The 12,195-nt window shown below is 52.9% G+C and carries 13 protein-coding genes, 2 tRNA genes and 2 other RNA genes; 7 read left to right on the top strand and 10 right to left on the bottom strand.

The annotated features are described in order from the left end of the window. Positions 1 to 409: 409 nt before the first annotated feature. Together phoH and AC4OVS_RS14320 are read left to right on the top strand one after the other, a co-directional pair. The gene (phoH, locus tag AC4OVS_RS14325) at positions 410 to 1,201 is read left to right on the top strand and encodes a phosphate starvation-inducible protein PhoH (protein ID WP_017384762.1); all 792 of its coding nucleotides are present in this window, start codon (positions 410 to 412) and stop codon (positions 1,199 to 1,201) included. A gap of 419 nt (positions 1,202 to 1,620) precedes the next feature. After that, positions 1,621 to 3,126 (top strand): alanine/glycine:cation symporter family protein, encoded by a 1,506-nt coding sequence (locus AC4OVS_RS14320; protein ID WP_022647693.1) that lies wholly within the window; start codon positions 1,621 to 1,623, stop codon positions 3,124 to 3,126. A 213-nt stretch (positions 3,127 to 3,339) separates the two neighbouring features. Here AC4OVS_RS14320 and AC4OVS_RS14315 read toward each other — a convergent pair. The 4 genes from AC4OVS_RS14315 to AC4OVS_RS14300 all read right to left on the bottom strand — a co-directional run bounded on the left by AC4OVS_RS14315 (position 3,340) and on the right by AC4OVS_RS14300 (position 5,306). After that, positions 3,340 to 3,477: non-coding RNA, RtT sRNA (locus tag AC4OVS_RS14315), on the bottom strand. A gap of 45 nt (positions 3,478 to 3,522) precedes the next feature. Next, positions 3,523 to 3,610: transfer RNA gene (locus AC4OVS_RS14310), tRNA-Ser, on the bottom strand. Between the two features lie 137 nt (positions 3,611 to 3,747). Further along, positions 3,748 to 4,425, bottom strand: coding sequence for an isochorismatase family protein (locus AC4OVS_RS14305; protein WP_003858068.1), 678 nt, complete (start codon positions 4,423 to 4,425; stop codon positions 3,748 to 3,750). Positions 4,426 to 4,445: 20 nt separating this feature from the next. Continuing rightward, positions 4,446 to 5,306, bottom strand: a complete 861-nt coding sequence (locus AC4OVS_RS14300) for a pirin family protein (protein WP_022647694.1) — start codon at positions 5,304 to 5,306, stop codon at positions 4,446 to 4,448. 109 nt (positions 5,307 to 5,415) lie between these two features. On the opposite strand from AC4OVS_RS14300, the gene AC4OVS_RS14295 reads away from it, so the two are divergent. After that, positions 5,416 to 6,321 (top strand): LysR family transcriptional regulator, encoded by a 906-nt coding sequence (locus AC4OVS_RS14295; protein WP_058646886.1) that lies wholly within the window; start codon positions 5,416 to 5,418, stop codon positions 6,319 to 6,321. Between the two features lie 62 nt (positions 6,322 to 6,383). Here AC4OVS_RS14295 and AC4OVS_RS14290 read toward each other — a convergent pair. Continuing rightward, positions 6,384 to 6,520: non-coding RNA, RtT sRNA (locus AC4OVS_RS14290), on the bottom strand. Positions 6,521 to 6,564: 44 nt separating this feature from the next. Then, positions 6,565 to 6,652 (bottom strand) — tRNA-Ser (locus AC4OVS_RS14285). Between the two features lie 229 nt (positions 6,653 to 6,881). Between AC4OVS_RS14285 and ghrA the strand changes: the two genes are divergently transcribed. From ghrA to AC4OVS_RS14265, 4 genes are all read left to right on the top strand, one after another. Further along, complete coding sequence (gene ghrA / locus AC4OVS_RS14280) at positions 6,882 to 7,820, top strand: glyoxylate/hydroxypyruvate reductase GhrA (protein ID WP_491922518.1); 939 nt, start codon at positions 6,882 to 6,884, stop codon at positions 7,818 to 7,820. Between the two features lie 84 nt (positions 7,821 to 7,904). Continuing rightward, positions 7,905 to 8,642 (top strand): phosphatase, encoded by a 738-nt coding sequence (locus AC4OVS_RS14275; RefSeq protein WP_491922517.1) that lies wholly within the window; start codon positions 7,905 to 7,907, stop codon positions 8,640 to 8,642. Between the two features lie 19 nt (positions 8,643 to 8,661). Further along, entirely contained in the window at positions 8,662 to 9,216 is a 555-nt protein-coding gene (locus AC4OVS_RS14270; RefSeq protein WP_491922516.1) for a TorD/DmsD family molecular chaperone, read from the top strand. A 96-nt stretch (positions 9,217 to 9,312) separates the two neighbouring features. Beyond that, a complete protein-coding gene (locus AC4OVS_RS14265) occupies positions 9,313 to 9,795 on the top strand; it encodes a DUF1097 domain-containing protein (RefSeq protein WP_072200882.1) in 483 nt (160 codons plus the stop codon). Between the two features lie 43 nt (positions 9,796 to 9,838). Here AC4OVS_RS14265 and csgG read toward each other — a convergent pair whose 3' ends face one another. The 4 genes from csgG to csgD are packed head-to-tail and all read right to left on the bottom strand — an operon-like array spanning position 9,839 to position 12,186. Then, the gene (csgG, locus tag AC4OVS_RS14260) at positions 9,839 to 10,672 is read right to left on the bottom strand and encodes a curli production assembly/transport protein CsgG (RefSeq protein WP_491922515.1); all 834 of its coding nucleotides are present in this window, start codon (positions 10,670 to 10,672) and stop codon (positions 9,839 to 9,841) included. A gap of 26 nt (positions 10,673 to 10,698) precedes the next feature. Beyond that, on the bottom strand, positions 10,699 to 11,115 hold the full coding sequence (gene csgF, locus AC4OVS_RS14255) for a curli production assembly/transport protein CsgF (protein WP_003858054.1): 417 nt from the start codon (positions 11,113 to 11,115) through the stop codon (positions 10,699 to 10,701). Between the two features lie 26 nt (positions 11,116 to 11,141). Continuing rightward, positions 11,142 to 11,531: a curli production assembly/transport protein CsgE gene (csgE, locus tag AC4OVS_RS14250; RefSeq protein ID WP_003858052.1), complete on the bottom strand. Its 390-nt coding sequence runs from the start codon at positions 11,529 to 11,531 to the stop codon at positions 11,142 to 11,144. Between the two features lie 4 nt (positions 11,532 to 11,535). Continuing rightward, positions 11,536 to 12,186: a biofilm master transcriptional regulator CsgD gene (csgD, locus tag AC4OVS_RS14245; RefSeq protein WP_006809293.1), complete on the bottom strand. Its 651-nt coding sequence runs from the start codon at positions 12,184 to 12,186 to the stop codon at positions 11,536 to 11,538. Positions 12,187 to 12,195 lie beyond the last annotated feature (9 nt).

The raw sequence follows: 12,195 nt of genomic DNA, 5'->3' as shown, positions 1-12,195 counted from the left end.
TTCCGCTGCAGGAGCAGTCTTAAAGGTTGCATCTAGGTAAAATAAATGTTGCATTTATGATAATTCCTGATGTACTTAAGATAAGACAGCGGTAGTTCCCGGCAGTGATATTGACTCACTATGGAGATCGCGAATGGTTGCGTCCTGTACTGGACAAGGTAAACACATCAACCGCAGCACCCGGCGCGGAGGCTCAGACTCCGGCAGCGATTTCCTCACCACAAAATTCTCCCCTCCACCTCTAAATACGATTTCTACCGACGTGCATAACGGTGCGCGTAGCCGTTCTGTATCGTCATCCGGTAATGCAAGCAATGGCTTACAAGGAAGCCAACCCTCTGATGTTCGTGCGCATAATCGTGCCGATGCTGGCGCGTGTGATGAATACCAACAACTCAAGGTGCTATCCATGGGAAGACAGAAAGCAGTGATCAAAGCTCGTCGCGAAGCAAAACGTGTGCTGAGACGGGATTCACGTAGCCATAAACAGCGTGAAGAAGAATCGGTCACCTCGCTTGTGCAGATGAGCGGCGTAGAATCCATTGGCATGGCGCGGGACAGCCGCGATGCATCGCCAATAGTGGCGCGGAATGAAGCTCAGGCGCACTACCTGAATGCTATCGAGAGTAAACAGCTCATCTTTGCAACCGGGGAAGCCGGATGCGGGAAAACCTGGATCAGTGCCGCCAAAGCGGCGGAGGCGCTGATTCATAAGGACGTGGAAAGGATCATCGTTACCCGTCCGGTACTGCAAGCGGATGAAGATCTGGGCTTCCTGCCTGGCGATATTTCTGAGAAGTTTGCCCCGTACTTCAGGCCCGTCTATGACGTGCTGGTGAAGCGGTTGGGCGCTTCCTTTATGCAGTACTGCCTGCGACCAGAGATTGGCAAGGTGGAAATCGCGCCGTTCGCCTATATGCGCGGACGTACATTTGAAAATGCGGTCGTTATTCTTGACGAGGCTCAGAACGTGACCGCTGCGCAAATGAAGATGTTTTTAACGCGCCTCGGGGAGAACGTGACGGTTATCGTCAACGGCGATATTACCCAGTGTGACCTGCCGTCGGGCGTGAAGTCCGGCCTGAGCGATGCCATGTCACGTTTTGAAGAAGATGAGATGATAGGGGTGGTCCGCTTCACAAAAGAGGACTGCGTCCGCTCAGCGCTGTGTCAACGAACGCTGGAAGTATACTCCGACTAAGATCATTTCGCATTTTAAGTCATTTCTTCCCGGCGTCATGCCGGGAAGCTTCTTTTATTCCCTCTGTTCGCATGGCTTTTTTTAAATCATATTTATTTCCTATAGCATTCAACGGGATTTACGCACCGTTTTGCGGTAATAATAATATTACTGTTAATTTGCTGTGAACGCTTTTTATACAGTTAGAAAAAATGTGATATGTATTTACAATACCCACAAAATACCTGTGAATATAATGATCGCGCTAATTGTTAGGTGAAAATTAAACGTGAATGTTGTCACAGAACATGACTAAGCAGTAAAAATTAAGTTGGTGTCTTTTGGGTAATTATCTATGTTTCGTACTTGTTCAAATTAAATTCTAAGAAGAAACACACCAGGGGATCGTTTCCTCTGGAACATCACGCTGAGGGTCATACATGAACGAACTGGTTAGTGCAATTAATGGTGTTATCTGGAGCCCTGCGTTAATATTTTTATGTCTGGGTGTCGGTCTCTATTTCTCACTGCGTAGTCGTTTTCTGCAATTACGTCATATAAAACATATGATTACCCTGATGTTTCAGGGCGGGGCTACCGATGCCGGCGTATCATCGTTTCAGGCGTTGACGATGACGCTGGCGGGCCGCGTAGGGACAGGGAATATCGCCGGTGTGGCGACCGCCATTACCTTTGGTGGCCCCGGTGCGCTTTTCTGGATGTGGGTAGTGGCATTTTTAGGCGCCAGCTCTGCTTTTGTTGAATCCACGTTAGGTCAGGTTTATAAAGAAAAAATTAACGGCGAATATCGTGGGGGACCTGCCTTTTATATTGAAAAAGGGTTGGGGGTGAAGTGGTACGCATGGTTATTTGCTATTGTGACCATTTTCTCCTGCGGTTTATTACTTCCGGGCGTACAGGCAAACTCAATTGCCGCCAGCCTGGATATTGCCTTCGGTCTTAACCCAAACGTTACGGCGGCAATACTGGCTGTACTGTTAAGCTTCATTATTTTCGGTGGTGTAAAAAGGATCGCCAGCTTTAGCAGTATGGTCGTTCCGTTTATGGCGCTCGGCTATATTATTGTTGCCTGCGTTATTATCGCGATCAATATTGAAAAACTGCCTGCTGTTATCCTGCTGATCTGGAAAAGTGCTTTTGGCCTTGAAGCGGGATTTGGCGCTATTCTGGGCCAGGCTATCATGTGGGGCGTTAAACGCGGTGTCTATTCCAACGAGGCGGCGCAGGGCACCGGGCCACATGCCTCCTCGGCAGCAGCCGTAAGTCATCCGGTGAAACAAGGGCTGGTTCAGGCGTTCTCCGTATATATCGACACGCTGTTTGTCTGCTCCGCGACCGGGTTTATGCTGTTGATCACCGGGCTTTATAATGTTCAGGGCGTCGACGGCGCAGCCCTTTATACCGGTATTGCAGGCGTGGCGGCGGGTCCTGGCTATGTGCAGACAGCGATGGAAAGTATGATGCCGGGCTTTGGTAATTACTTTGTCGCCATCGCGCTATTCTTCTTTGCCTTCACCACCATCATTGCCTATTACTATATCGCTGAAACCAATATCGCCTACATCAACCGTAAAATTCACCGTCCGTGGCTGACATTCCTGCTTAAATTATGTCTGATGGCTTCCACGGTATATGGCACAATCCGCACCGCGGATCTGGCATGGGGATTAGGGGATATCGGGGTAGGGCTGATGGCCTGGCTCAACATTATTGCCATTGTCCTCTTGCATAAAAAAGCCTTTGCCAGCCTGAAGGATTATGAAACCCAGAATGCGCAGGGAATTGATCCACAGTTTGATCCGGTTCGGCTTGGGATTAAAAATGCGGATTACTGGCTGGGGGAGCGCAGAGATGAAGAGGGGGGATTGCCGGGGCAGGTTTCTTCTCCTGAAGGAAAGCAGCCGGCGGGGAAGTTGAATAACTGAGGAATAGTTTAAAACGGGCCCGTGCTTATGCGCGGGCTTTTTTTATGGGTGAGGCGGTATCACCCGCACCGGCGGGGATTGACTCGCTTCGCTATCAGTCTGTCCAACTGGCTGCGCCAGTTGTCGAACCCCGGTCGGGGGTTCTCATCCCCCCGCAGACGTGCAACATGCGAAAAAAAAGCCCGCATTTTCATGCGAGCTCTTCTTAAAATATGGCGGTGAGGGGGGGATTGACTCGCTTCGCTCGCCCTGCGGGCAGCCTGTTCGCTATGCTCTCAGTCTGTCCAACTGGCTGCCGCCAGTTGTCGAACCCCAGTCGGGGGTTCTCATCCCCCCCTTTTCGGAGAATATAAAAGAAAAAAGCCCGTACTTTCGTACGAGCTCTCATCTTAAATATGGCGGTGAGGGGGGGATTCGAACCCCCGATACGTTGCCGTATACACACTTTCCAGGCGTGCTCCTTCAGCCACTCGGACACCTCACCATATTGTTTTGCTGCCTGACCGCTTGGGGGGCAACGGGGCGCTACTATAGGGAGTTGCGCGAAAGCGGTCAAGCAGATTTTCTGCATTCGTGCCTGTTCGGTTAAGCCTTAATCAGCTTATGGCGCACCGCGCAGGATCAACGCTGCGAATCGAGCACTTCGCTGTTTTTCACAACGTCCTGCGCTTTGCTGTAACTTTCGATCAGCAGCTGGTAGGCAGGGAAGATGTGTGTGTACACCTCTGCCCATTCTCCCGCATCTTCACGGTTCCACGTGCGCTGGATCTCTGAGGCCACTGCCGCTGTGTCCATCGGTACCACGCCTGCCTGCACCACGCGCGCCAGGGTGATCTCTTGCGCCATTTTGCTGTAGGTGCCGGAGGCATCAATCACCGCAAACACTTTATATCCGTCCGCCACCGCGCTGATGGACGGGAAGGCCATGCAAACGCTGGTAATCGTCCCCGCGATAATCAGCGTTTTGCGTCCGGTGGCTTTCACCGCCGCCACGAACTCAGGATTATCCCAGGCGTTGATCTCACCCTTGCGTGCCACATACTGTGCGTGCGGCGCATTGGCGTGGATCTCCGGGATAAGCGGGCCGTTCGGTCCCTGTGGAACCGACGCCGTGGTGATCACCGGGATCTTCGCCAGCGAGGCGATCTTTGCCAGCGCTGCTGCACGAGCGCGCAGCTCAGGCATTGGCATGTCTCCAACAGTCTGGAACAATCCGCTCTGGTGATCGATAAGCAGCATAACGGCATCATTGACGTCAATAACGGGACGTGCACCGTTGAAGTTTGCAGGGGTAGACATAATGCGCTCCTTTATTACGTTTAGATTTGGCCAAAGCGGCCGGAGTTGAAATCGCGAATAGCTTCGGCGATTTCGGTTTTACTGTTCATCACAAACGGGCCATAGCCCACGATGGGTTCATTCAGTGGCTCCCCGGCCATCAGCAACACTTTGGCATCGCTGCTGGCTTCGAGATGCAGCTTGTCGCCGCTCTGACTCAGCACGACCAGCTGCGCCTCACCCGCAGGCGTGGTGCCGTTCACTGTCACGCTGCCCTCAACAACAACCAGCGCCGTGCTCCAGCCTTCGGGCTGATTGAGCGTCAGGTGGCTGCCCTGGTGCAGCGCGAGATCCCATACGTTAAGCGGTGAGAAGGTATGCGCCGGGCCGGTTACCTCTCCAAAGCGGCCAGCAATCACGCGCATTGTTCCGCTGTTATCCGGCAGGGTGACCACCGGGATATCCGCCTGAGTGATGCTCTGGTAGCCAGGCGTCGCCATTTTGTCTTTGGCGGGCAGGTTGACCCACAGCTGCATCATTTTCAGTTCACCGCCTTTCTGCGAGAACGCGCTGGAGTGGAACTCCTCGTGCAAAATGCCTGCGCCTGCCGTCATCCACTGCACATCGCCTGGACCAATAACGCCGCCTCTGCCGGTGGAATCACGGTGCTCAACTTCGCCTGAGTAGACGATGGTCACCGTTTCAAAACCGCGATGAGGATGCTCGCCCACGCCGCGTTTTGCGCCATCCGCCGGGAAGGTATGTGGTCCGGCGTAGTCAAGCAGCAGGAACGGGCTCAGCGGTTCGCCGTGCGTCTGGTAAGAAAACATCGAACGAACCGGAAAACCATCACCGACCCAGTGCGGACGAGGTGCGGTATACACGCCTGTTACGTTTTTCATGATTAACTCCTGATGTCCTGTTGATGTAATTAGCTTATATTCAGGGTTAATATCCCGGTAGATAGCAAAAATGACATTCACTGTTCCGTAAATGGAACAATGGGGGCGTATGCAGGATCTCAATGATTTCGTATGGTTTGTGAAGGTGGTGGAGCATGGCGGCTTTGCGGCGGCGGGGCGGGCGCTCGATCAGCCAAAGTCGAAACTGAGCCGTCGGATTGCGCAGCTGGAAGAACGCCTGGGTGTTCGGTTGATACAACGTACTACGCGGCAGTTTGCGGTGACTGAAGTGGGGCAGACGTTCTTTCAGCACTGTAAAGCCATGCTGGTGGAGGCTGAAGCTGCGGAGGAGGCGGTGGCTGCTTTACAGGCTGAGCCGCGCGGTATGGTCAGGATCACTTGCCCCGTAACCCTACTGCACGTTCACGTGGGGCCCATGCTGGCGAGGTTTATGGCGCGCTATCCGGGAATTAACCTCCAGCTTGAAGCCACCAACCGCCGGGTCGATCTGGTGGGGGAGGGGGTGGATGTGGCGATCCGCGTTCGTCCGCGCCCGTTTGATGACAGCGATTTGGTATTAAGGGTGCTGGCGGACAGGGGACACTGTCTGGTTGCCGGGCCGACACTGATTGAACGGATGGGCAACCCGGCGATGCCCTCTGAACTCAGCGAATGGCCGGGTTTAAGTATGGGCGCTGGTAAACACCTGCATAAATGGGAGCTGAGCGGGCCGGAGGGGGCGAAAGCAGACATTCACTTCACGCCGCGCCTGGTGACTACCGATATGCTGGCGCTGCGGGAGGCAGCGATGGCGGGCGTGGGCGTGGTACAGTTGCCCATTTTGATGGTGAAGGATCAGCTGGCTTCAGGTGAGCTTGTTCGGGTGCTGAATGCCTGGGAACCCAGACGGGAAGTGATCCATGCGGTGTATCCTTCCCGGCGCGGTTTACTGCCGTCGGTCAGGACGCTGGTGGATTTTCTCACCGAAGAGTATGCACGGATGGTGGAGGAGTAACGTTTCCAGGGGACAACTGAATGCGAGCACCTAACTATCCCCTCTCCCCTCCGGGGAGAGGGTTAGGGTGAGGGGGGGATTGACTCGCTTCGCTCGCCCTGCGGGCAGCCTGTTCGCTACGCTCACAGTCTGTCCAAATGGCTGCGCCAGTTGTCGAACCCCGGTCGGGGGTTCTCATCCCCCCCTTGCGGAGAATATATAAGAAAAAAGCCCGTACTTTCGTACGAGCTCTCGTCTTGAATATGGCGGTGAGGGGGGGATTCGAACCCCCGATACGTTGCCGTATACACACTTTCCAGGCGTGCTCCTTCAGCCACTCGGACACCTCACCATATTGTCATCCCGTTGTTGTCGGGACGGGCGCTAATGTAAGGAAAAGCCGTACTGCCGTCAACCCACTTTTTCAGTAATTTAGCGTGTTTAGACAAACTTCAGGCAACCTGATTTCGAAATGTGCGAAAAGCGCCTCTTTTATCAGCAACGCGGTTTAGCGAGAAATTTGTTATGCTGACAAGCCAGTTGAAAATGAAAATAAAACAGCGCACTAAAAGGCAATGACTATGGATATTATCTTCTATCACCCCACTTTTGATACGGCTTACTGGATTAAGGCGCTCACGGCGGCACTGCCTGGCGCACGCGTTCGCGGATGGAAACAGGGCGATAATGAACATGCCGACTACGCGCTGGTCTGGCATCCCCCGGTCGAAATGCTTCAGGGACGCCGTTTGAAGGCGGTGTTTGCTCTTGGTGCGGGGGTGGATTCCATTCTCAGTAAGCTGAAGGCTCACCCTGAAATGCTGCCGGAAGATATTCCCCTGTTTCGTCTGGAAGATACCGGTATGGGGGAGCAGATGCAGGAATACGCCGTAAGCCAGGTGCTGCACTGGTTCCGCCGCTTCGACGATTATCAGGCGTTTAAACAGCAATCCCACTGGGAACCTCTCCCGGATTATCAGCGTGAAGATTTCATCATCGGCATCCTCGGGGCGGGTGTGCTGGGTTCGAAAGTCGCCGAAGCGCTCGCCCCGTGGGGCTTCCCACTGCGCTGCTGGAGCCGGAGCCGTAAGGATTATCCGGGCGTCGAGAGCTTTGCCGGAACGGACGAACTCCCGGCGTTCCTGAAAGGGACACGCGTTCTCATTAACCTGCTGCCGAATACGGCGGAAACGGTCGGCATTATCAATGGCACGCTCCTCAACCAGTTGGCAGAAGATAGCTACTTAATGAACCTGGCGCGCGGGGTACACGTTGTGGAAGACGATCTGCTGAAAGCGCTGGATAGCGGTAAACTGAAAGGCGCAATGCTGGATGTGTATAGCCGCGAACCGCTGCCGACAGACAGCCCGCTTTGGGCACATCCGCGCGTGGCGATGACGCCCCATATTGCGGCCGTGACGCGCCCGGCGGAGGCCGTGGCGTATATCTCGCATACCATCAGCGAAATAGAGAAGGGCAACGCGGTGACCGGACAGGTCGACAGACAGCGAGGCTACTGAGAGAAACCCGGCGTTCGCCGGGTTTTTGCTAATATTCGCCGCTGATAACTGCTATCCTTTGGAAAAACCGCAGAGGAGAGAAAGATGTATCCCGTTGACCTGCATATGCACACCGTCGCCAGTACTCACGCTTACAGTAACCTCCATGATTATATCGCTCAGGCGAAGCTGAAAGGCATCAAGCTGTTTGCGATAACCGATCACGGTCCGGATATGGCGGATGCGCCGCACTACTGGCATTTTGTGAATATGCGTATCTGGCCACGTCTGGTTGACGGTATCGGGATACTGCGAGGCATCGAAGCGAACATCAAAAATACCGACGGTGAAATTGACTGCACCGGCCCGATGCTGACCTCGTTAGATCTGATCCTCGCCGGCTTCCACGAGCCGGTCTTTGCGCCCCAGGATAAAGAGACCAACACCGCGGCGATGATTGCCACCATTGCCAGCGGCAATGTGCACATTATCAGCCACCCGGGAAATCCGAAATACCCGATCGATATTCAGGCCGTGGCACAGGCCGCAGCGAAGCACCGCGTGGCGCTGGAGATCAACAACTCCTCGTTCGTGCATTCGCGTAAGGGCAGTGAGGCCAACTGCCGCGACGTTGCGGCGGCCGTGCGTGACGCAGGCGGAATGGTGGCGCTGGGCTCTGATTCACACACGGCCTTCACGCTGGGTGATTTTAGCGAGTGCCTGAAAATATTGCGGGACGTGAATTTCCCGGAAGAACAGATCCTGAACGTCACGCCGCGTCGTATGCTCGACTTCCTTGAGTCGCGCGGCATGGCGCCGATTGATGAATTTGCCGAACTTTAATTAATAACGGAATAAAAACATGAATGAGTTTTCCATCCTTTGCCGCGTGCTGGGCACCTTATATTACCGCCAGCCGCAGGATCCGCTGCTGGTTCCGCTGTTTACCCTGATTCGTGAAGGTAAACTGGCGCAGAGCTGGCCGCTGGAACAGGATGTGTTGCTGGAACGCTTGCAAAAAAATTGCGATATGCAGCAGATTTCAACGGATTACAACGCGCTGTTCGTGGGGGAAGAGTGTCGCGTGTCGCCGTATCGTTCTGCCTGGCAGGAAGGTGCGACCGAAGCGGAAGTTCGGGCGTTTCTTTCAGAACGCGGCATGCCGTTGACGGATATGCCTGCCGATCATATCGGTACCCTGTTGCTGGCGGCCTCATGGATTGAAGATAAAGCAGGTGATGATGAGAATGAGGCTATTGAAACCCTGTTCGAAACGTATCTGCTGCCGTGGGTCGGAACCTTCCTGGGCAAAGTTGAAGCCCACGCCACCTCTCCGTTCTGGAGAACGCTGGCTCCGCTGACGCGTGACGCTATCGCTGCCATGTGGGATGAGCTGGAAGAAGAGAGTGAAGAGTGATTTAAATCACAAAAATCCTGCAACGATACATTTCAACTTGCACGTAACGTGCTTCTGATCTCATTTCTAGGGTGCGCATCTGCTAAGATGCGCACCATGAACATATTACTTTGTATTGCAATCACGACTGGCATCCTCTCCGGCCTCTGGGGTTGGGTGGCGGTATCTCTCGGTTTGTTGAGCTGGGCCGGTTTTCTTGGCTGCACGGCCTATTTCGCCTGTCCGCAGGGTGGTTTTAAAGGGCTCTTTATTTCAGGCAGCACGTTACTGAGTGGCGTGGTCTGGGCGCTGATCATTATGAAGGGCAGCGCGCTGGCGCCGCATGTGGAAATCCTGGGGTACGTCATGACTGGTATTGTGGCTTTCCTGATGTGCGTTCAGGCAAAACATCTGCTGTTGTCCTTTGTGCCCGGCACGTTCATGGGTGCCTGCGCGACCTTTGCAGGCCAGGGGGACTGGAAGCTGGTGGTCCCTTCGCTCATGCTGGGATTACTGTTTGGCTACGCTATGAAGAACAGCGGTCTCTGGCTTGCAGCCCGACGCGAGAAGAGCCAGAACGTTCCTGTGGTAGGTAAATAAAAAAAAGGCGAGACGAAAATCTCGCCTTTTTATACGCCGCCAATCATGACTCCGGCGGAACCGTCATCTCACGGTATTTCACCAGCACCGCATTACTCACGTCACTTTTATTCTGAAGATCCCACAAGCCGCGATCGATGCCGTCATTAATCAGGAAAATCACCCCGGTTTCGATGGCCGACATCAGACACAGCATGACCGGCTCGTTAGAGGTATAGCCAATTTCAGCCTCCAGCAAACGCTGGTAGTCGATAAAGCGGAATACCCCCGCCTGCACTTCATATGAGAGAATCGTTTTACTGGTGGTCACGGAGGATAAAATTTCACCCGTGCTTACGTTAACCACGCGCAGGTTGACGGCAATCTGATCCAGCTGATACTGCGTGTCGGCCCCGATACCAAAGTAACGGGCACCCGCGCCGCCCGATTTCACGTTACTTTCGTAGCCGATAATCGAGCCTTCCACCATGATATTGGCTGCGGTGAGAGACTGTAGCGGCATGCGGTTATTGACGCCAACGGTACCATTCTCCTGTGCAGCACGAATGATCTTTCGTTCGTTAAGCAGGTTTTGCAGCCCCTGGCGTTCCAGCGGGATAAACCAGCGCGAATCTTTCAGGGCGGTAACCAGCATCGCGGTGGCGCTCTGCGGTACGGCCGTGGAGAAGTTACTGGCCGGATACGGTTTGAACTGGCCCGTCTCATCCTGAATGTTATAGACCGAGACGAATATCTTCCCGGTAGGGCCCGGCAGATGCGTCAGGTCCCGATAGCTCTGGGCACGGGGCATTAGGGTGGGTTTAGCGGCTTCTTTTGGCGGGGCAGTTAAACAACCGCTTAATAAGCACACTGCAACTAAAATAAAAAAGCGCTGCATAATAATTGTCCTTATTTCGGGGGTGTTTAGAAATCAGTTGAACTGGTCTGCAAACCGGAAACCTGGATTGTCGACGTCTTACCGGTTTTTCGGTCCGTCACATTTAACTGAAGCTGCCCGTCTTTATTGGCAATATCGACGATAAAGTCATTAGTGACCATCCGGCCGGGTTTTCCGGTATTAATGTTGGTTAATAAGCCACCTAATATTTGCGACTGGATGGCCTGAGTAAAATTATCCAGAGCTGACGGGGTCTCGATACCGAAATCATCGTCATAGCTGGGGTCTTTATAGGAGTTTTGAGCCTGCGCCTGGTTAAGCATAAAGGCTCCGTTATTCGGGTTGCCGCCAAAATTAGGGTTGCGGAACTGGAATGTCATATTTCCGGCCCAACTCAACGGCGCAATGAGCATTAACGAAATCACTGTGTGTGCGAGACGCATTACAGCCTCCGAAATAGGTGTCGTTGCTAGAACTCATCTTTTGCTAAATCGCCTGTGCTCAAAAGGGCTTTATCTAACTGTAGGCGGTTAATAGCTTCTTCGGTTTGTGCCAGTGCGAAAGCGACGTTCTGATCGAAGTCTCTTTTCGTTGGGAATAAAAAAGTCTGGTAAATAACGTCCTGATTAGCGGTTATTGTGATCCAGCTTCCCCACCGCGCACTGGGCCGTTCGTTGATGGTTAAATTACCCGGATAATCGCTTTCCCACTTATCGCTGAAGGCACGATAAAAATCGTGTCCGACAGAGGTGACAGTGTGGTCGGTCAACAGTCCAGGAACTTCCACCTCAACAGCCTGAAGGTTTCCGGCAGCAAGCATAATGCCTGCGGCGGCAATCCAACTTAGGGTGCGTTTCATGCTATTAACGCCTGAGGTTATCGTTTGCCCACGACACCGCCTGCGTGCGATTTTTAACAGCTATCTTTTTGAAAAGATTATAAAGATGCGTCTTAACCGTATTTTCGCTGATAAATAACGAACGGGCGATTTCAATATTTGAAGCACCAATACGCAGTTTGTTCAGGATCTCTTTCTCACGGTGCGTCAGAAGGGCCGATTCCGAACTGTTATAGCGATAATTTCCGGAGTGGGTAATGAGGTAGCTGGCCAGTTTTTGCGAGAAATAACACTCCCCCCGCAATATGCCCTGCAAACCCTCCACGACACGGTTTTCTTCTTCTGTAACGTAAAACACGCCGTTAATATGCGGCCAGCTCTCAATTTCGCGGAAAGGATACTCATCAGGCGTATTCAATAACAACACGCGGATATTATTGTTTTTCCTGCTTAAATTATCCTGCCAGTAATGGATCAGTTTTTTATCCGCTTCCATCATATCGAGAAGAATGATGCTGCCAGGAGCGATATCATCAAAAGAACGTTGAATGTTATGAAGTTTCCCGTTAAGTGACAGGCATTGTTTTAAATGCTGCAATAACGCTGTCGCTTGTAAGGAAGGTTTTGTGATCAACAATAATGTATGACCGGGTAAGCTATGGACTTCATTAAACATGATGAAACC

The sequence above is a fragment of the Enterobacter sp. 4974935 genome (assembly GCF_058661735.1).
The sequence above is the reverse complement of the archived record's forward strand: the minus strand, read 5'-3'. Positions and strand labels throughout refer to the sequence as shown.

Coding starts and splice junctions, on each gene's coding strand:
- phoH (WP_017384762.1), top strand. CDS start 410: ATGGGAAGACAGAAAGCAGTGATCAAAGCTCGTCGCGAAGCAAAACGT.
- AC4OVS_RS14320 (WP_022647693.1), top strand. CDS start 1,621: ATGAACGAACTGGTTAGTGCAATTAATGGTGTTATCTGGAGCCCTGCG.
- AC4OVS_RS14305 (WP_003858068.1), bottom strand. CDS start 4,425: ATGTCTACCCCTGCAAACTTCAACGGTGCACGTCCCGTTATTGACGTC.
- AC4OVS_RS14300 (WP_022647694.1), bottom strand. CDS start 5,306: ATGAAAAACGTAACAGGCGTGTATACCGCACCTCGTCCGCACTGGGTC.
- AC4OVS_RS14295 (WP_058646886.1), top strand. CDS start 5,416: ATGCAGGATCTCAATGATTTCGTATGGTTTGTGAAGGTGGTGGAGCAT.
- ghrA (WP_491922518.1), top strand. CDS start 6,882: ATGGATATTATCTTCTATCACCCCACTTTTGATACGGCTTACTGGATT.
- AC4OVS_RS14275 (WP_491922517.1), top strand. CDS start 7,905: ATGTATCCCGTTGACCTGCATATGCACACCGTCGCCAGTACTCACGCT.
- AC4OVS_RS14270 (WP_491922516.1), top strand. CDS start 8,662: ATGAATGAGTTTTCCATCCTTTGCCGCGTGCTGGGCACCTTATATTAC.
- AC4OVS_RS14265 (WP_072200882.1), top strand. CDS start 9,313: ATGAACATATTACTTTGTATTGCAATCACGACTGGCATCCTCTCCGGC.
- csgG (WP_491922515.1), bottom strand. CDS start 10,672: ATGCAGCGCTTTTTTATTTTAGTTGCAGTGTGCTTATTAAGCGGTTGT.
- csgF (WP_003858054.1), bottom strand. CDS start 11,115: ATGCGTCTCGCACACACAGTGATTTCGTTAATGCTCATTGCGCCGTTG.
- csgE (WP_003858052.1), bottom strand. CDS start 11,531: ATGAAACGCACCCTAAGTTGGATTGCCGCCGCAGGCATTATGCTTGCT.
- csgD (WP_006809293.1), bottom strand. CDS start 12,186: ATGTTTAATGAAGTCCATAGCTTACCCGGTCATACATTATTGTTGATC.